This is a genomic window from Edaphobacter aggregans DSM 19364, assembly GCF_000745965.1.
Taxonomy (GTDB): Bacteria; Acidobacteriota; Terriglobia; order Terriglobales; family Acidobacteriaceae; genus Edaphobacter; species Edaphobacter aggregans.
Genome location: NZ_JQKI01000101.1, coordinates 1 through 17,303 on the forward strand (window position 1 = coordinate 1; position 17,303 = coordinate 17,303).

The 17,303-nt window shown below is 57.8% G+C and carries 13 protein-coding genes and 3 pseudogenes; 10 read left to right on the forward strand and 6 right to left on the reverse strand.

The window, feature by feature from the left end; genetic code table 11:
• Nucleotides 1-45: 45 nt before the first annotated feature.
• From Q363_RS41060 to Q363_RS24100, 4 genes are all read right to left on the reverse strand, one after another.
• Complete coding sequence (locus tag Q363_RS41060) at nucleotides 46-201, reverse strand: transposase (protein ID WP_169747107.1); 156 nt, start codon at nucleotides 199-201, stop codon at nucleotides 46-48.
• A 167-nt stretch (nucleotides 202-368) separates the two neighbouring features.
• On the reverse strand, nucleotides 369-1,838 hold the full coding sequence (locus Q363_RS24095) for an alpha-amylase family glycosyl hydrolase (RefSeq protein WP_051979239.1): 1,470 nt from the start codon (nucleotides 1,836-1,838) through the stop codon (nucleotides 369-371).
• On the reverse strand, nucleotides 1,823-2,209 hold the full coding sequence (locus tag Q363_RS44630) for a cyclomaltodextrinase N-terminal domain-containing protein (protein WP_051979240.1): 387 nt from the start codon (nucleotides 2,207-2,209) through the stop codon (nucleotides 1,823-1,825). The genes Q363_RS24095 and Q363_RS44630 overlap by 16 nt, the downstream gene beginning before the upstream one ends.
• 79 nt (nucleotides 2,210-2,288) lie before the next feature.
• Complete coding sequence (locus tag Q363_RS24100; RefSeq protein ID WP_035355839.1) at nucleotides 2,289-5,645, reverse strand: TonB-dependent receptor; 3,357 nt, start codon at nucleotides 5,643-5,645, stop codon at nucleotides 2,289-2,291.
• Nucleotides 5,646-5,857: 212 nt separating this feature from the next.
• Here Q363_RS24100 and Q363_RS24105 point away from each other — a divergent pair, with 212 nt between their 5' ends.
• From Q363_RS24105 to Q363_RS45945, 5 genes and pseudogenes are all read left to right on the forward strand, one after another.
• Nucleotides 5,858-8,053, forward strand: a complete 2,196-nt coding sequence (locus Q363_RS24105) for a winged helix-turn-helix domain-containing protein (RefSeq protein WP_035355842.1) — start codon at nucleotides 5,858-5,860, stop codon at nucleotides 8,051-8,053.
• 336 nt (nucleotides 8,054-8,389) lie between these two features.
• Complete coding sequence (locus Q363_RS44635) at nucleotides 8,390-8,653, forward strand: hypothetical protein (protein WP_051979241.1); 264 nt, start codon at nucleotides 8,390-8,392, stop codon at nucleotides 8,651-8,653.
• A pseudogene (locus Q363_RS45650) lies at nucleotides 8,653-9,399 on the forward strand (TIM-barrel domain-containing protein). The gene Q363_RS44635 and the pseudogene Q363_RS45650 overlap by 1 nt, the downstream one beginning before the upstream one ends.
• Nucleotides 9,299-9,624 (forward strand): annotated as a pseudogene (locus Q363_RS45940) (TIM-barrel domain-containing protein); the annotation flags it as partial. The pseudogenes Q363_RS45650 and Q363_RS45940, both read left to right, overlap by 101 nt.
• A gap of 111 nt (nucleotides 9,625-9,735) precedes the next feature.
• A complete protein-coding gene (locus Q363_RS45945; RefSeq protein WP_342667456.1) occupies nucleotides 9,736-10,422 on the forward strand; it encodes a DUF5110 domain-containing protein in 687 nt (228 codons plus the stop codon).
• A 1-nt stretch (nucleotide 10,423) separates the two neighbouring features.
• On the opposite strand, the gene Q363_RS47500 is transcribed toward Q363_RS45945, so the two are convergent.
• Nucleotides 10,424-10,711 carry a hypothetical protein gene (locus Q363_RS47500; protein WP_483782907.1) on the reverse strand — a complete coding sequence of 96 codons (288 nt, stop codon included), beginning with the start codon at nucleotides 10,709-10,711 and terminating at the stop codon, nucleotides 10,424-10,426.
• A 403-nt stretch (nucleotides 10,712-11,114) separates the two neighbouring features.
• Here Q363_RS47500 and pqqB point away from each other — a divergent pair, with 403 nt between their 5' ends.
• The 5 genes and pseudogenes from pqqB to Q363_RS36720 all read left to right on the forward strand — a co-directional run.
• Nucleotides 11,115-12,029 (forward strand): pyrroloquinoline quinone biosynthesis protein PqqB, encoded by a 915-nt coding sequence (pqqB, locus tag Q363_RS24120; protein ID WP_035355846.1) that lies wholly within the window; start codon nucleotides 11,115-11,117, stop codon nucleotides 12,027-12,029.
• Nucleotides 12,029-12,778 (forward strand): pyrroloquinoline-quinone synthase PqqC, encoded by a 750-nt coding sequence (pqqC, locus tag Q363_RS24125; protein ID WP_035355848.1) that lies wholly within the window; start codon nucleotides 12,029-12,031, stop codon nucleotides 12,776-12,778. Before pqqB ends, pqqC begins: the two co-directional genes overlap by 1 nt.
• A complete protein-coding gene (gene pqqD, locus Q363_RS24130) occupies nucleotides 12,775-13,056 on the forward strand; it encodes a pyrroloquinoline quinone biosynthesis peptide chaperone PqqD (RefSeq protein ID WP_035355851.1) in 282 nt (93 codons plus the stop codon). Before pqqC ends, pqqD begins: the two co-directional genes overlap by 4 nt.
• A 1-nt stretch (nucleotide 13,057) precedes the next feature.
• On the forward strand, nucleotides 13,058-14,164 hold the full coding sequence (pqqE, locus tag Q363_RS24135; RefSeq protein WP_035355854.1) for a pyrroloquinoline quinone biosynthesis protein PqqE: 1,107 nt from the start codon (nucleotides 13,058-13,060) through the stop codon (nucleotides 14,162-14,164).
• A gap of 796 nt (nucleotides 14,165-14,960) precedes the next feature.
• Nucleotides 14,961-15,927 (forward strand): annotated as a pseudogene (locus Q363_RS36720) (IS5 family transposase); the annotation flags it as partial.
• Nucleotides 15,928-16,099: 172 nt separating this feature from the next.
• Here the strand turns inward: Q363_RS36720 and Q363_RS24145 are convergent.
• Nucleotides 16,100-17,140: an HAF repeat-containing protein gene (locus Q363_RS24145; protein ID WP_051979248.1), complete on the reverse strand. Its 1,041-nt coding sequence runs from the start codon at nucleotides 17,138-17,140 to the stop codon at nucleotides 16,100-16,102.
• Nucleotides 17,141-17,303 lie beyond the last annotated feature (163 nt).

The window sequence follows — 17,303 nt, forward strand, 5'->3', positions numbered from 1 at the left end:
CATCTTCGGTCCGCCGACACGGCCGTAAGCCGCATAAGCGTCGGTCTATAAAATGCCTGCGAAGTCTTCCAGGAAACGCATGGGCCCTTCGCGTCCGCGCCCCATGCGGAACTCGAAGATTGCTGCGCCGCCCGGAGTTCCGTATTGCCACAGATAGCCGGGGTGGTTCCTCGACCGGCCATCGCGTGTCTGCACATCCACCGGGCGTCTCATCGGCCTGGATGTAGTTACCCCTGACTAACTCGCGGCCCATGACCGCGACCAGAGGCATCAGTAAATCCCCGACGCGCATCACCCAGCCATCGATGGTTTCTCCATTCCACAGCACCATAATGTGAGGTGTGCCTAACGATTCTAAATCGGGGTTCTTAAGGCATAGATGAAATAAGGACTCCGTTCCGAGGAAGTTCAATCGCAATACCATCTGACTCAGCGCGATTTGTCCCTTCGCCGAAGAGGTGTGAATTTATTGAATGGCTAGCGAGGTCGGTCTGCGCGGTGCTTATGTGCAAGACAGTGTCTTCATTACCCCGATGAATTGCGATCAGGATACGCTGTGCTCCTGCGGTGCGTTCGTAAACAATCGAATCATACGACGTGTAAAGAATCTGCATGCTACCGATGAGTAGTGCCGGCGTACGTTTACGCAGGGAGAGGAGATTACTTGTCCAATCGTATATTTCAGTTTGAGTCGGAGAGCGCATGGATGCCTGGAATGCATTGTTCTTACCGTCGCCGAAGCCGCCTGGAAAGTCACGACGATTATCGGGGTCCTGGTAGCCCTCCAAGCAGATCTCATCGCCGGAATACAAGTGCGGCATACCGCGCACTGTGAGAAGAAAGGCCATTGCGAGTTTATTGGCCGCGAGGCTTCCACCCGGCGCGCTGGCGAAGCGATTGAGGTCATGGTTGTCGATAAATGGTGTGAGGCGCTCGGGGTTCGGATAGAGCGCGTCCTGTCGCAAAACCTTCGCCAGTTCCTCCATGGAGGCGCTGCCGCTGAAGGCATTGCGGATGGCGTAGTGCAGTGGGAAGTCGAGTGGCGACCATTGGCCGGTATCGACGCCGTTGCGGGTGACGCCGCCTGCGAATGAGGAGACGATCTGCGGATCGGGGTTGGAGATCTCGCCAACGGTGGTGAGGCTTGGATAGAGAGCGTGGAGCTGGGAGTGAAACTGGCTCCAGAACTCGCGGCCGACGTAAGGGAAGGTGTCGATGCGCAGGCCGTCGAGGCTTACCTCTTCGGTCCACCAGATGGCGTTCTGGATGAGGTATTTCGCTACGGCAGGATTTTCCTGGTTGTTGTCGGGCAGGGCATCGGCGAACCAGCCTTCGGTAATGTTGCGCTCGTCTCGCCACGGAGCGTATGGATTGGTGAGTGGCTGGAAATCCATGATGGCCGCGGTGTGGTTTGCTTTGGTGCCGTGAAACCATGTTGGCTCGGGTGAGTCGTCGACCCAGGGATGCCGTGGGCCGACGTGGTTCGGAACGGTGTCGAGCACGAGCTTCATGCCGCGTTCGTGAAGGGCTTTGCTGAGGGCTTTCAGATCGTCGAGCGAACCGTAGTGCTCATCGACCGCGTACATATCGGTAGCATGATAGCCATGATAGGCCTCGGGGCTGTGGTTCTGATAGACAGGCGTGATCCATATAGTAGTGATGCCGAGCGTCTGAAGGTAGTCGAGGTGATCGATGATGCCGCGCAGATCGCCTCCGTGCCAGCCGTGAGGGTTGGCGCGTTCTGCTTTGGCGGGGGCACTGTCGGCGGAGCCCTTTGCTTCAGGGCCGTCGTTTGCATGGTCCCCATCGGCGAAGCGGTCGGTCATGATGAGATACATGACGTCACGCGAAGAGAAGCCAGCGAAGCCGTCGCTGGGCGTGCGGCGAGCTTCAAATTTGAAGGCATCTGTGCCTTGCCCTGCTGAGTCTCAGCTGTGAGCGTGATCTCGCCGGCGGCTGTTGCATCCTTGCTCAGCCATAGCTCGGCCCAGTGGCCGTTCTCGGAGAGCATAGTGCGTTTGATCGGCAATCCGCCGACGATGAAGCGAGCATCAGTGAGATGCTCGCCTTTCACAAGCAGCATGGGAGCGGGCATGTTGATCCACCAGTTGGGAGGATCGACTTTGTCGATCCGCGGAGCCTGCGCGCTGAGTGGCAGACAGGAGAAGAGGAGTGAGGAAGCAACGGTGGCAGCGAAACGATGAAGCATGATTGACGGACTCCGAAGTTGTTTCGAACAAGAAGGGCGCCGCTGTTGCTGCGGCGCCCCAGAGTGGTTAGCCAGCCTCTTAGAAGAGGAGGCGAATTGCCATCTGCATCTGACGCTCGGAGGCCTGACGCGTTGCTGTGATGCGACCGAAGGTCCCATCCGTGATGTTGCCATCAGGGTTGGTGAACTGTGGCGTGTTGGTTACGTTGAAGACCTCAGCACGCAACTCGGTCTTGAACCGCTCCGTGATGCCGACTGTCTTGAAGATCGAGACGTCGCCGCTGGCGATCCCGGGTCCGAAGAACTCGTTACGTCCCGAGTTTCCCTGGCGTCCTGCCGGAGCCACCATTCTGAAGGCGGCGGGGCTCAGGTAGTAGCCGGAGATGCTGCGGAGGTAGATCGGCTGGCTGCCGGTGAGGTCGGCGCGGATGCTGGTGCCGCCACCGTAGACCGGGAAGGTAACGCTGAACGGCGTACCCGTCTCCGCCTGCACGATCGTGTTGAGCTGCCATCCGCCGATGACATAGTCGAGCCCACGGCTCAGGTTGCTGCCGAACCTCTGGCCGCGGCCGAACGGCAGGTTATACAGCGCGCTGGCAACGAAGACGTGCCGCTGATCCAGTGAGCTGTTGCCCTTGTTCAGGCTGTGGTCGTAGAAGTACAGATCGCTTACGGCGTAGAAGCCGAGATAGCCGTTGGTGTTATCGATGTTGCGCGCCCACGTATATGAGCTGGTAAGTGTGAGGCCCTTGGAGGCGCGGTAGTTCAATTGTGCCTGCAGGCTGTTGTAGTGGCTGACGCCGTCGTTCAGGTTGTAGACCACCTGGCCGAGGGTCGGGAACGCCGTAGGCGTGGTGGCCGAGGTAGAGAAGGGTTTGCTGTTGTAGTTGTAACCCGTGGCCAGGTGCGTGCCGATGTTGCCGACGTAGCCGACGGTCATCACCATCTTCGGCGTCAGCTCCTGCTGAATCTGAAGATCATACTGCTGCACGGTGGGTAACTTCTCCGTCTGGTTCACAGCGAAGACGTTGGCCCCGGTGAGTTGCGACGTGGTGGGCAGCGGCAGGGGGTTGGTGGCCTGCGCGCTGTTCAACGATCCGTTCGGCGCATTCTGACCGGTGAAGGCGATGCGATAGCCCTTGCTGGCGTAATAGGCTGTGCTGCCGCCAAAGGGAACCTGTTGTCCGAGCTGATTGTCGATGCCGCCACGGTCGAGGAAGTAGAAGAGGCCGTAGCCGCCACGCAGCACGGTCCTGCCCTGACCATCAAGGTCGTAGGCGAAGCCGATACGCGGGGCGAAGTTGTTGAAGCGGTTGTTGATGATGGAGCGTCCGACGCCGTTCTGTCCGGCGATGAACTCCGTCGGGTTGTTGGCGGGGCTGTTGGGATCGAGAGCGGCCTGGCGGTTGTGCATCTCGTAGGGATAGGTAATGACGTCCCAGCGGATGCCGAGGTTCAGCGTCAGACGGCGGCTGACCTTCCAATCGTCTTGTCCGAAGATGCCTACCTCGTAGTTGCGTGTGCCGAAGAGCCCGCTCTGCGCGCCGATGCTGTAGTTATCAGAGAAGCCCGCGAGGACCTCGGACACGTCGTAGCCGGTGAAGTCACCATTACCCAGCTGGAAGTACCCCTTGCCCGCGATAGGACGGAAGAAGGCTACCTCACGACGGATAGCGTTGCCGCCGAATTTGAAGACGTGGCTTTTGTAGGTGTATGTGAGTGCGTCGTTGATCTGGTAGGTATTCTCAGGTACGAGGTAAGTGCCATAGTCACCGGTGTACTCAAGCTGGCTGCCGTTGCCACCAATGAGCGCTCCGCCGCCAAGCTGAGCCGTGCGATTGGCATTCACGATGCCGAGGTCGGCCGAGATCGGCAGGTTGGTGAAGACAGGCACGTTGGCGAAGGTGTAGCGGTTAAAGCCTGCGCGGAGCTCGTTGATGGTGTTGGGGCCAAAGGTGTGGGTTTCGCCCAGGGCGTAACCGCGAGCGTGCACGTAGTTGGTGCCGGAGGCGAAGCCTGCGGGCAGGGTCGGGAACTCCGAGGTGCGGCTAAAGTTGCTGTTGTCATAGCTGAAGCGCGCGAAGAGACGGTCCTTGGCGCCGACGTTGTAGTCGAGGCGGCCGTCGATGGTGTTGGTCTTGCGAGTGTCACGACGGATGGTGCGGTAGTTGTTCTGGGTGCCGTTCAGCGTGCCGGGAATGTTCGGCAGCGGATAGGCGTTGAGGTAGTTTATGCCGGCTGCATTGAGACGGCTTGCCGGAATGATGTTGCCTGGGAACTGCTGGCAGGTGGTTGGATCGTAGATGCCGCCGTTGACCACGACCGTCGTCACGCCTGGGGTGCCGCAGATGGAGGGTGCCTGGGTGGCGCCGGTGCCGAGCAGTTGGCTGAAGTTGCCCTGACGCATCAGTGCCGTGGGCACAGTGACGATCTGGGGATTCAGCGGAGTGCTTTCGCGGGAGCCGGAGTAGTCGCCGAAGAGGAAGAGCTTGTCCTTGATGATGGGGCCGCCGAGCGTGCCACCGAAGGTGTTGCGCTTGAACGGGAGGGCAGGTGTCTTGCTCGCGCCAAGGAACTGGTAGTTTGGGCTGGCGTCAAACAGATTCGAGCGGGCGAACCAGTAGGCCGATCCGTGATAGCTGTTGGATCCGGATTTGATGGAGGTCTGAACGATAGCTCCGCCGGCACGACCGAACTCCGCAGGGGCCGTGCTGGTGTTTACGCGGAACTCTTCGGTGGCTTCGACGTTGGGGAAGAAGTCGAGGGTGTTGACGAGGCCTTCGTTGTTGTCGATGCCGTCGAGGATATAGTTGTTGGCCTGGGGGCGAAGCCCGTTGGTCGAGAGCGAGCCGCCGCCAGAGGAGCTGTTGCGGAAGGTTTCGGCGTCGCCGTTTACGCCGGAGGCACTGTTGCCGTAGTTGCCGCGGGTGACGCCGGGAGTCAGCAGGGCCAGCTGGGTAAAGTTCCGTCCATTCAGCGGAAGCTCAGTCACCTGCCGGCCGGCGACGACTTCGCCGACCGAGGAGGTGCCGAGATCAATGATCGGTGCGGCACTGGTGACTTCGATGCTCTCGCTGGTGCTGCCGACGGCCAGCTTGAAGGTGATGGTCTGGGTCTGCGAGACCTGAAGATCGAAGGTCTGGGTCGTTGTCTGGAATCCGTTCATCGTGGCGGTGATCTTGTACTGGCCACGCGGCAGTGCAGAGAAGTTGAAGTTACCAACTCCATCGGCTGTAGTGGTCTGCTTGGCAGACGTCTGTGTGTTCTCGATGGTGACGGTTGCACCGGGGATGCTGGCCTCGGTGGTGTCCTCGACGACTCCGGTCACACGGCCGGTATCGGTCTGCGCCTCCAGCGAAAGATGGGTAAAGCCTAGTAGGAGTGCCGAGAGGGCAACCAACAGGTAAGAGGGAAAGCTCCTGATTTTGAATTTCATTGAGTCATGTCTCCAAAAGGCCGCAGCCGGGCGGGGTGCCTTACTGCGGCAGCGTGAAATGTCCATGAATCGGAAGCTGCAATTCCATCTCCGGGGCATCGTTTTGCTATGAAAGTCGAATCAACAGATAAGACCTGTTTTTTGTTTTGTTTGACTGGAGTTATCAACTCGCGGGAAATGCATCGACGAGCTGCGAGTGTTACATTTCTTACATGGGCTCAAATCCCGTACGAGTTGCCTTTGGTACGTTTGAGGCGGATCTCTCCACGGGAGAGCTTTGGCGGGGTGGTTTCCGGATCAAGATTCAGGGGCAGCCCTTCCGAGTGTTGGCTGAACTGGTTCAACGGCCCGGACAGGTCGTCACTCGCGAGAAGCTTCAGGAGCGAGTCTGGGAAAAAGGGACCAACGTCGACTTCGATCACTCTCTTGGAACCGCCATTAATAAGATTCGCGAGGCGCTGGGGGATAACGCCGACAATCCTCGCTTCGTAGAGACGCTGCCCCGGAGAGGCTACAGGTTCATCGCTCCAGTCACCGTATTGGACAACCCATCTGCGGCCCTGGTTACATTGAACGCGAACGCTGCAGCTCCTTCCGTTCCTCACGAAGCTGAGCCGGAGGGTCTTGCCGCTCCTGAAATCGAAGCGGCACAGCCAGTGCAAGAAGTGAAGGCGAATGGCCGTGGCTGGATTCCATGGTTACTGGCAGCTGGTCTTGTTGCGGTTGCAGCGACAGCGGGTTTTACGGTCGGACTTAGGGACGCTGGACCTCAGGTTCCTTCTCTTCGCCAGATCACGCATGCTCAGAGAATTCTGCCCGGAGGAGACGCCATGGAGGTCTTTCCGGTAACGGTGACCGACGGGCTGCACCTGTTTGCTTCGGTTATTCGCGACGGCAGCGTCCACCTCGATCGTATTCCTATCGCTGGCGGTGAGAGCGAACCGATTGTGCTTCCGGATGAGGTTGCCGGACCGGCGATTGCGAACATCTCTCACGACGGCCTACGTCTCCTGGTGCGAAGCCACGCCTCCAATCAGTCCGAGCAACCTCTATTTATAGTCCCCTCGTCCGGTGGGTCGGCCCAGAGAGTCCTGAGGGTGCTGGCTCACGACGCGACATGGATGCCGGACGATCAACACATTCTGTATGCGGCAGATAACGAACTGTTTGAGACATCATTGGACGGTTCCGCTCCGGTCCACTATGCGTCGCTTCCGGGGCGGGCTTTCTGGCTGCGCTGGTCGCCTGACGGAAGGCTGTTGCGGTTCACTTTGTTCAACCCCTTGGCTCATACGCTCGCTCTGTGGGAGATGAATGCCGACGATCATCGCGCGCGCCCCGTTCTTGCAGGGTGGTCGCAGTCGCGGAAGATTTGCTGCGGAAGCTGGATGTCCGATGGCGCCAGCTTCGTATTTCAGTCGACCCAGGGTATGACATCGGACTTGTGGCTGCTGCGCAAGGGATCATCGCAGCCCATAAGGCTCACAGATGGCCCGCTCGCCTATCAGGGGCCGGTGCCCGAGCGCTCGCAGCAGAGAATATTTATGACCGGCTTGTCTTCCGAAGGCGAGGTGCAACTCCTTCGCCCGGGATCGCACGAGTTCGTTCCGGCCCGCAGCTTCTACAGCGAAGCAACTCGCCTGGAAGAGACACGCGATGGCAAATGGCTGGCGTGGGTGGATATCGAGGGGCGTCTGTGGCGTGCGCGCTCGGACGGATCTGAGTTGCTACAGTTGACGCCCAGCGATCTGCAGGTCTTCACCGCGCACTGGTCGCCTGATGGTTCACGGCTCGCCTTGATGGCGAGGTCGGCATCGGGTGCCTGGAGCATCTACCAGGTGGTGGCGGATGGCAGCGATCTGCAGTCGCTCTTCCAGAGCCAAAGCAATACGGCCGATCCGACGTGGTCGCCGGATGGGAAAAGCATCGTGTTCGGGCAGGTTCCTGACCTGATGGGAAAGGATGCGGCTCCACGAACGATCCAGATCCTGGATCTCAAATCGCACCAGTTGACGACATTGCCTGGCTCGCAGGACTTGTTCAGCCCACGCTGGTCGCTCGATGGGCGGTACATCGCCGCGATGTCGCTGGATCAGAAGCAGCTCAGGTTGTATGAGGTCGCGAGCAGGCAGTGGCGTGTGCTGTCGTACCGATCGGCGGCGGACCCGGTCTGGTCCGCGGACAGCCGCTGGATCTATGCCGATGCGTTCATGGAAGAGGGGCAGCCCGTTTATAAGGTCTCGGTTGCGGATGGCCGCATCGAGGAGCTTGGCGGAATTGGAAACCTTCATTCGACAGAGTTTAGCGACCTTGTGTTATGCGGTCTGTTTCAGGACGGAACGGTTGCGGTTCGTGCCCGTCTGACGACTGCGAACCTGTTTTCGCTCGATCTAGTCAACAAAGGATGAATAGATAACGATCTGAAAACAGAGCGCTTTTTTGTTGAAGAAAAGTTGAAGTGAAAAAGCAGGGAAGCGGATTGCCTGTATCATTCGCGGAATGATGAGGTTGCGGTATGCGAAGCTGGTCCGTTCCCTTCTGAGTCTACTGGTCATTGTGCTGTCGCCGTCTGCTATGAGCGCGCAGCAGATTCACCTTACTTCAAACGGCCTGACCGCGACCTGGTACGGGACGACCCTTGAGATCACGGCTCTGAGGACGACAAGCTGCGTGTTGCGGGAGTGGCGGACTCAGGTCCCAGAAGATGTTTCATGGGCGGTCCTGCCGGCTAGCCGCACCACGGTGTGACGGTAAGTCCCGACGCCCGAGGATTCCGCACGCTGTGGAACACGGACAGCTTCTGGTGGCAGAAGTCCACAGTCCCGATCTACAAGAGCATCCCGTTCTTTCTCGGAGAAAGAACGGGGCGCTATTATGGCGTGATCTTCGACAACACCTGGAGAACATCGTTCGACTTTGGCCGCGAGAACGATCAGGAGTACAGCTTCGGCTCGCAGGGCGGACCCATCGACTACTACTTTCTGTATGGGCCGGAGCCGCGGATGTGATGGCGGCGTATGCGTGGCTTACAGGGCCTTCGCCTCTGCCTCCACTGTGGTCGTTCGGCTTTCAGCAGTCACGCTACTCGTATTCTCCAGAGTCACAGTTGATGGATGTTGCTGCGAGGCTTCGGAGCGACAAGATTCCAGCGGATGCACTATGGCTGGATATCGATTTCCAGAAAAACAACATGCCTTTCACGGTCGACCCGGAGCGCTTTCCACGCATTCCTGATATGGTCAGCCAGTTGGCTCGTGATCACTTCCACCTGACTTGATTGGCGGATCTTCACATCGCGCAGAAGCCGGACCCCGGTTTTGCGCCCTATGATTCGGGGATTGCGGGGGATCACTTCGTTAATAACCCCGACGGAACGAACTAGGTCGGTCCGGTGTGGCCGGGGCCTTCGCTCTTTCCTGACTTCACGCGGCAGCAGACGCGCCAGTGGTTCGGCACGCTCTACAAGGATTTCGTGAAGGACGGTGTCTCGGGCTTCTGGGACGACATGAACGAGCCGGCCGTGTTTCGCTATCCCACGAAGACGATGCCGCTTGACGTGCAGCATCGGATTGACGAGCCCGGCGTCGTTACTCGCACAGCGACCCACCGCGAGGACACACAACATATTCGGCATGAGGATAGCCGGGCGACCTATGACGGCCTGCTGGCGTTGCGTCCCGAACGAACGGCCTTATGTGATGACGCGCGCCAGCTATGCAGGTGGCCAGCGTTACGCTGTGACCTGGACCGGTGACAACAGCTCAACGTCGAACCACCTTCGCATGACGATTCCTCAGCTGATGAATCTCGGTATGAGCGGCTTCAGCTTTGCGGGGCGGACATGGGTGGGTTTGCCGGTGCTCCGCCGACGGACCTGCTGACGAAGTGGCTTGAGATAGCGGCCTTTCAACCGATCGATCGTGACCACTCGGCCAAAGGAACTCGGTTGTATGAGCCCTGGGTCGATGGTCCCGAGCACGAGGCGATGCGGCGTCGCTACATCGAGGAGCGCTATCGTCTTTTGCCGTACATCTATACCGTGGCGAAGGGGACCTCGCGGGATGGCATGCCGATGATGCGACCCCTCTTTATGGAGCTTCCGCATGCTGCCGCAGACGGTAGCCCTATGGACCCTGGCGGTGCAGAGTTTCTCCTCGGGCCGGACCTGCTGATCGCGCCAAACCCGTCTCCTGAAGAGATCGCACCGTATGAGCTCCATCTGTCGCCAGGACGATGGTATGACTACTGGACCGGCAATCGTGTCGGTGGTGAAGCTACAGCGCAGGCCCATGACGCGGAGCTGCGCGATGCTCTCTTACAGAACCAGCGCGTTCTCTTGAAGCCCGATCTGGCGACGGTTCCAGTTTATGTGCGCGGTGGCGCAATTCTGCCGCTGCAGAATCTCGTTCAGAGCACGGAAGAGACGCCCAAAGGTCCTCTCACTCTTCGTGTCTATGTCCCCGCACAAAATCAAAGTTGCGAAAGCTCCACCTATGCTGACGACGGCCACACGCTGAACTACAGACACGGTGATTATTACCGTGTGAAAGCATCATGCGCGGTTGACGCAAACGGCACAGTGACCGTGACACTTAATGCCCCCGAAGGGAATTATCGACCGCAATGGGAGAGTCTTCGCGTCGAGCTTGTAGGTGCCCCACACACGCCATCAGAGGCGATCATCGATGGCGCAAGTCTTCCAATTACGACGAACGACCGTCTGCCGGGGCTTACGTTTGAGAGGAACTCGAAGTTAATCACAATTATCTTTCGTTAGCCTATTTAGCTCCTTTACTCGCGCGTGCTGGGATCAAGTGAGTTCTGGACGGCTGGCCGAGAGTCCTGAGGACTGCACGACGTTGATAGGACTGCCACTCTGTGCGGTAAGGATGCCACCGACCTGCCAGCCATCGCAGAGCCCAGGGGTTGCAGCCACCACCGAACATCTGCGAAAAGAGCGGCTGATCAACGACGTTGCTCGTGAGCCGGTTGCGGATGTCGGAACTGGCCGGACCGTAGTCGGCGTTGATGTTGCAGGGGGTCCTGCAACGCTGTTGGTGAATAATGTCGGCCTCGTCGGTGTGTGAGAGTGCCTTGGCCCATGTGTAGTAGAGGTTCCACGAGAGGTGTCATAGAAATTGAAGGTGCCGAGGTTCGATACAGGGCCGGTTGCCGGTTATGCGGTATGGCTGGTTGATCTGACGTGTAGTCGTCAGGTGTGGATGCCGTGATTGCCGACGTAAGAGAGATCGAACGCCCAGTTGCGAGAGAACCCCTCGATCGAGGGGGAATATTAAAGAATCAACTGTTTATGGCTACTTCAAGATAACCATCTTGCCCATCGTTTAGGTTACACACTAAAATAGAGGGTAGAGGTATCCTATGAAGCAGTGGCAGTCACCTAACTATGAAGAAGTCTCGCTGAATTGCGAGATCAACTCCTACGCTCCCACGGAAATCTAACCGTCAATGTGGTTACATGTGCTGGGGGCCGCCGCAGGCGGTGGCCTTCCGCAATGGAATTGCGCCTGCACTAACTGTGTGGCTGCGCGTTCCTGCTCTCCTCTCGTAACTCCACGATCGCAATCGCAACTGGCTGTCTCCGGCGATGGCTGTTCCTGGTATCTGGTGAACGCCTCCCCAGATCTGCGGGACCAGTTGCTCCGCAATCCGAAGCTGCACCCGCATTCAGAACAGGGTCTTCGGAATACGCCCATCTCCGGTGTCGTGCTCACTAGTGCCGATCTCGACCACACCCTTGGATTGCTCTTGATGCGGGAGTTCACTCCTGTATCGATCTACTCGACTGCCGGGGTCCGTGCCGTTCTCTCGACGAATCCGTTCTTTTCGATGTTGGATCGCGTCCCCGGTCAGAGCCAGTGGGGTGTCTTACCGACTGGAACTCCGATTGTGTTGGATGGAAACCTCAAAGTAACCATGGTCAGGCTTCCTGGCAAACCACCGGCTTATGTTTCCGATGAATGGCGAAAGCAACTTGATTCTGAGGATATGACCGTAGGGCTCATCCTTGAAGCCACAAACGGCCGACGCGCGGCCTACTTTCCCGCGCTCCCCGCTCTTTCTAAGGAGACGCTGTCGCTCTTTGAGACCTGCCAGGTTGTGCTGGCGGACGGAACCTTTTGGAGTGAAAGCGAGTTGCAGAGTTTACAAGCGGGAACTCCGTCAGCAACGGAGATGGGACACATACCGATCGGTGGCGATACCGGATCTTTGAGAGCTCTCTCGAATCTCAGCCACGCCCGTAGTATCTATACTCACATCAACAATACGAATCCTGTCCTTGATGAATCGAGCCCGCAACATCGCGTCGTCCTGGAAGCTGGATGTGAGATTGCATTTGATGGAATGGAGATCAACCTCTGATGTCGTCTGCGTTACTGGGTAAAGCGGAGCTTCGCCAACGTCTGCAAGAGACCGGCGAGGCCATGTATCACCACAAACATCCCTTTCACCTTCGGATGCATGCAGGCGAATTGACGCGAGGGCAAATGCAGGCGTGGGCGCTCAATCGCTTTTACTACCAGAGTGTCATTCCGATTAAAGACGCGGTTATTCTCTCGAAATCGGATGACCCGGCATTTCGTCGCGCCTGGCGCAAACGGATCGTGGACCACGACGGAGATGGCAATCAGCCGAACTCTCCCGGTGGCATCGAGAAATGGATTCAACTTGCAGAAGCAACGGGGCTGTCGAGAGATCTTGTGCTGAGCGGCAAAGCGATCCTCCCTGGGGTCCGTTATGCGGTCGATTCATACATCGACCTGGTCACACGCGGAACGTTGCTGGAAGCGGTCTCGTCCTCCTTAACAGAACTCTTCGCGGGCAATCTCATTGCACTTCGTATGGATGCGTTACGAAAATACTATCCTTGGCTCGTCCCGGGATTGGCCTACTTCCAGGGACGATTGACGCAAGCGCCAGAAGATGCAGCATTTGCCTTTAATTATGCGTTCGAGCACGCAACCACACCGGAATTGCAGGAGGTCGTCGTGGAGTGCCTGCAGGAGAAATGCGCGCTGCTATGGGCGCAACTCGACGCGCTTTACTACTCCTACGTCGAACCAGGACATACACCACCGCAACCAGGTATATTCCAACCGGAGGTAGCGTGAGCCTGGAATCGAACGCAATTCCGCAACTTGCGCCCGGCTGCCGCGTACGCAATACGGCCGAAGAAGCTATTCTTCTGATTCCAGAAGGGATGCTGAAGCTCCAAGGAAGTGCTGCGGAGATTCTCTCCCTGATTGATGGACAGCGCTCTATCCATGAGATTGTCAGCGAACTCTGTCGGCAATATGGCCCGGAAGCCACGGAACAGATCACGACCGAAGTTCATAATTTTCTGGAACGTTTGCACGCACGCAGTGTGCTCTCGTTTTCCGGTCTCTGAGATGACGAATCCATCCATCCCGTCTCCGCTTTCGCTCGTGGCTGAGTTGACGCACCGCTGCCCTCTGCATTGCGTCTACTGCTCTAATCCGTTGGAGATGCAACCAGCCTCGGCAGAACTTGGGACAGACGACTGGACGCGTGTGTTTCGAGAGGCGGCAGCACTAGGCGTTGTGCATCTGCATCTGACTGGTGGAGAGCCCCTTGCCCGCACGGACCTTGCCGAACTCGTCGCTGCAGGACGCGAGGGTGGTCTGTACGTGAATATGATTACATCGGCGTTGGGACTCAACGCCGAACGGTTGCAAGCGCTGGTCGATGCAGGACTCGATCATATTCAACTGAGTTTGCAGGACGCCGATGAGGCAGAGGCGAATCGCTTTGCGGGAGCGCGAGCGCACGCGCATAAGCTTTTGATGGCCGAGCTTATCGGCAGCCATCGCCTCGCCTTCACTGTCAACATTGTGGTCCATCGCCAAAATCTGGAGCGTTTGGAGGCAATGATTGCGCTGGCGGAGAGTCTCGAACCGCAGCGCATCGAGATCGCGCACGTCCAGTATTACGGCTGGGCCTTTCAAAATCGGAACCAACTACTGCCGACCCGGGACCAGGTAGGCCGCTCCATCTCGATCTTGAAAGCGGCGCAGCAGCGTCTCGCCGGCCGAATCCATCTGCAGAGTGTCTTACCAGATTACTATGCAAAATTTCCCAAAGCTTGTGTAGGTGGCTGGGGTCGTCAACTGCTGCTGATTGATCCCTCCGGACAGGTGTTGCCATGCCATTCGGCTAGCATCTTGCCAGGACTTCAATTCGATACCGTGAGAACGCATCACCTCGACTGGATATGGAGGCATTCCACAGCCTTCCAACGTTTTCGCGGATCTGACTGGATGCAGGAACCTTGCCGTTCTTGCGACCGGAAAGAACTGGACTTCGGAGGTTGTCGCTGCCAGGCATTGCAGATCCTTGGAGATGCAGAGGCTACGGACCCTGCATGTCATCTGAGTACCCATCACCAGATGCTTGTTGATATCTCCGAAGCCGCGCCTTTGCAGGATGGCCACATGCTGTATCGGATTTTGACCCCGCCGCAATCCTCAGTATCATAGGCTATCCGGCTCATTGGAGAGACTGTCGGCAATTCCGGGAGGACTTGTGTCCATTCGGTTCGGGTGGTGGCTCCGGTAGAGTCCAACCTGGGATCTTCCCGTTGGAGTGCGAGTCCCAGTCTCATGCAGCGCACTTATGCGTGACAAACCATCTTTTTTGAGCAATTTACCTATATTAAGCCTCCAGACTTATTTGGCGATGCTTCAGAATGAGGATCAATCGAAAGGATGGGCGACATAGTTAAGCCGTCAAAAGAGAAAAGGTGTGTACCTAGCTTTGTAACGAAGAGGTGTGCGCACAGACAGCGGAGTGGCTTTGGATGAGGTTGCGCATTCCGCAATAACGCGCATTAGCAGTGCTAGTTGGAACAGGTCGTGACGAGCGTCTCTTCGACCATCTTCCGCTTCTCCTCCACCGTCCAATAGCGACGCTTCCCGGATCTATCACCAGCTACCAGGATCCCTTCCATCCACGCTCCTCGGCGGCTGCACACCACCACAAGAAGAGCTTGACCCCGCCGCCTCAGCCTGTACAGGCGGCCAAAAAACCACGCTTACTGAACAGGCTGGCTTCGGCGCTTCGATCCGCTCAGCGCTATGGTTCTCAACAAAAAGGCCCCCAGCATGCCGGGGGCTTTTTGATATTTCTAATAACCTCGTTTTAGCCGCCGCAGAAGGGCAGCTGGCCTTTGCGTATTTAGGCCTTAACGTTCTAACTCTTAAAGATAGAAGTCCCTCTAATCTAAGAAGTTGTTGAAGAATGCGACTGCTGTGCAGTCATGTTCGTCTAACTGGGATGCGTGGAGATGAGCGGGTTCAGGATGGGATGTTCAGCTATGTGTCGTTGGAAGAGCGTGTGCCTCAGGATCACCCGTTGCGTGCGGTGCGCCAGCTGACCGACCAGGTTCTGGGGTCACTGAGTGGGGAGTTTGACCAACTGTATGCTGCGACGGGTCGTCGCTCGATTGCGCCGGAGTATATTCTGCGGGCCTTGTTGTTGCAGGTGTTTTACTCCATCCGTTCGGAGCGGCAGTTGGTCGAGCAGATCGACTACAACCTGCTGTTTCGTTGCTTCGTCGGGCTGGGCATGGACGACGCGGTATGGCACCACGCGGTGTTTTCCAAGAACCGCGATCGGTTGCGAGCAGCGCGGTCGCGCAGCAGTTCTTCAGCGAGGTCAACCGGCAGGCCAAGCGCTTGATGAGCGATGAGCACTTCACCGTGGATGGCACGCTGATTCAGGCCTGGGCCTCGCAGAAGAGCTTTCGTTCGAAGGACGGCTCCGACGATGACGACGGTTCGAGCTTCCGCGGCCAGAAGCGCAGCAACCAGACGCATGCATCGACCACCGATGGCGACGCCCGGCTGTACAAGAAGAGCTACGGCAAGGAGTCGAAGCTGAGTTATCTGGGCCATGCCTTGGTGGACAAGCGCAACGGCCTGATCGCGGCCGCGATGGTCACGCACGCCGACGGATACGCGGAACACGACGCCGCGCTCTTGATGCTGCATGAGACGCAGCAGAACCGCTCGCGGCGCATCACCGTAGGCGCGGACAAGGCCTATGACACGAAGGATTTTGTGGCCACGGCGCGTGAGATGAATGTCACTCCGCATGTTACGAAGAACGAGAAGGGCCGCCGTAGCAATCTGGATCGGCGGACCACACGCCAGCCTGGTTATGGCCTCAGCCTCAGCCGCAGATGGCTGGTTGAGAGAGGCTTGGTTGGCTGAAGCAGATCGGACCACTGCGCCAGGTCAAGCGATGCCCCGTGAATACAGCCGAAATACCACTTTCAAAACAAACTGCATCGGCGACAGAGCGCCAATCCTCACGGAATCCGCACCGCCGTGGTCAAATTCAACAAGCTCCTAAGCTGAGAGAACAAGGTGCTGACGAAGTTCATGCGCGCGTTTGAATTACTGGCCTCGCTCTTACCTGCCTGGCTGAAGTAAAAACGAGTGAGCCGGCCCCGCATGATGGTGCGTATCATCGAGTTGCAGTGGCTGGCTCTTGTCGGTTGTTACTGCTCCCAACGCTAAAATCCAACCGGCATTATTGATGGACGTCGCCGACGTAAGAATGACCCCGGAATCGGCAGGAATCAGAGTATTCAGGTCTTGAATGCCGGTGGCCGCGGACCAGTAAAAGGCATGGCCCGACATCGACGCGTTTGACGTGCCAACGATCTCGCCTTTGTTGTTTATATCGAGAGCGCTGGTGGAGTCACCGTTCAGGGTTCCGATGTCTTGCATGCCACCGTCGGCAGTCCACAGAAACGCGTGGGTCACGTTTGTTCCGATAGAGGAACCAATCACTATGCCAGTCGTGCTGATCTTGCGGGCCTCGCTGGCGATGTCGCCGGGCAGGGTTCCGATGTCTTGCATGCCATCCTTGGCAGTCCACACGAAGGCGTGTTTCGCGCCGGATTGGGTGGAAGCGACACCGACGACCGTGCCTGGGTTGTTGATGCCGTAAGCCTCGCTGGTGTCGCCTCCGGGCAGCGTGCCGAGGCTAGTCATGCCTTTGTTCTTCTTCCATAGAAAGGCGATCGGCGGATGGGCTCCACTGGAGTACCCGACCACCTCATCGGAGTCGCTAACGGCGAAGGCTCTGCTGCCGGTATCGCCAGGGAAGGTGCCGAGATCCTGTAAGCCTCCCTTTTCATCCCAGAGGAAGGCATGGATGTTGGTGTCGGTGTTGGCCTCGCCAACCACTGTCCCCGTGGTATTGACGTCGGAGGCGGAGCTGTATTCGCCTCCTGGGAGGGTTCCGATATCAACAGCCTTGCCGCCAGAGAGGACGAAGGCGTGAGTTTTGACACCGTACTTCTTTCCAGACTTCCCGACTGCCTGACCCGCCTGGTTGATTCTGGTGGAAACGGTATTGCCACCGGGCAATGCGCCTATATCGATCACGCTATAGGATTGAGCGCCGAGCGTTGTGGGCAGAGCGAACAGCAGGACAACTGGCAACGCGCCAAGGCATCTTCGAGTATGGTTTCTCATAGTCTCCCCTTTTCCGTGAAATAGGCTGGGCTGTGTATCGTCCTGCTAGTACTGTGACCGCTTGAATGAGTAGTTCAGTTTCAGGCGTGCCAGCTTCCTTGTGAACTTCCACTTGATGGTGATCTTGTGG